Raw genomic sequence first — 1443 nt, forward strand, 5'->3', positions numbered from 1 at the left:
CCGCAGAGGGCCTCGGTCCCTTCCGTCGTCCGGTGGCGAGGGGGTGAGGGACTCACCCAGGACCCGTCACCACACGTCGGCGAGCTCCCGCAGCAGTTCGACCACCCGTGCCGTCTGCACCGGCCCCAGCTGCGGGTCCGGCGCCACCGAGATGAAGACCAGGGCCAGCATCACCGCCGCGTCCAGCCGGTAGAGGAGGTCGGCCACGGGGGTGACGGAGGACTTCCCGCCCGCGGCCTCGTAGCCCTGGCGGATCGCCCGCTCGTCCAGGCCGTTCTCCGGGATGAGCGCGTACTCGGACATCCGCGCCAGTTCCATCGCGGGGTCGCCGATCAGCACGTTGGACCAGTCGATCAGCGCGGCCACCCGCCCCTGGCTGCACAGCAGGTTCTGCCGGCGCAGGTCCAGGTGGAGCAGCGCGGGCTCGGCCGACGCCTCGGCGAGCCGCGCCGCGATCGCCGCGCGCTCGGGCAGCTCGCCCAGGCCCGGGCGGAGGTCCAGCAGCCTGCCGAACCGGTCGGGCAGCCGCTGCGCCAGCAGGTCGGGGACGGGCCGGCCGTACTGGACGACGGGCGCCAGGTCCGGGGCCGGCTTGGCGTGCAGCGCCGCGAACAGCGCCCCGACCTCGGACCAGTCCGGTGCCTGGGCGTCGGAGTCCACGAAGACCGAGAGCAGCACCGGCGTGCCCGTCCGGGTGTACTCGATGCCCAGGGCGCGGGCGACCGGGAAGCCGTCCGGGGCCAGCCACTGGGTGATCCGGAGTTCCTGCTCCAGCAGGCCGTCCGCGCCGACGCCGACGTTGTTCGCGGTGTGGAACGTACGGGCGCGCGGCACGCGCAGCACCACGTCCTCGTGCGCCGCGCCGCTCAGCGGGCTCGCCCGGTAGACGAGGAACTCCACGCCGCTGCTGAGCACCACGGGCGGGGTGTAGCCGAGCGAGCCCGCGAGTTCGGCGAGCCCGTCCGTGACGTCCTGGTCGATCAGTTGTCCAGTGGCGGGAAGCCTCACCAGAAACCTTCCTCTGTTTGTCATTTGACGGCCAGGAAGCCCTCGAAGCAGGTGTACTTCTGGGCCGTCATGGCCTGGCCGGACCCGGCCCTGCTGCCCTGGCGACGCTCCGCCAGGGTGCGGATCAGGGTACCGGTCGAGCAGCCCACGTCGAGGAGGAGGCCGTCCTCTACGACGATGCCGGCGTAGTGCCGGGCGACCAGCTCCGGCAGTTGCGGGAACTCCCTCAGCCGGCAGCGGGGCGATGCTCGTGTGGGTCTGGAGGTCGCGGACGGCGTGGCAGTCGCCGATGACGGCCGGGAAGTCGCCCGTGGCGAGCTGGTTGGTGCTCTCCTGGGGCGGCGCGCCGGATTCCGCCGATTCCGCCACGCTGCCGTGTCGCCGTACTGCCGCGCCGACCCGGTTCGGGACGCGGCCGGGCCCGCCCTCCCGGTG

2 protein-coding genes are annotated in these 1443 nt (G+C 73.3%); both read right to left on the bottom strand.

Going from position 1 to position 1443, the window contains the following annotated elements; translation table 11 throughout:
- Positions 1–66 precede the first annotated feature (66 nt).
- Positions 67–1008 (bottom strand): phosphotransferase family protein, encoded by a 942-nt coding sequence (locus ACFU7Z_RS39415; protein WP_380782984.1) that lies wholly within the window; start codon positions 1006–1008, stop codon positions 67–69.
- 20 nt (positions 1009–1028) lie between these two features.
- Entirely contained in the window at positions 1029–1157 is a 129-nt protein-coding gene (locus tag ACFU7Z_RS39420; protein WP_255357452.1) for a hypothetical protein, read from the bottom strand.
- Positions 1158–1443 lie beyond the last annotated feature (286 nt).

The organism is Kitasatospora sp. NPDC057518 (assembly GCF_042802075.1).
Lineage (GTDB): Bacteria > Actinomycetota > Actinomycetes > Streptomycetales > Streptomycetaceae > Kitasatospora.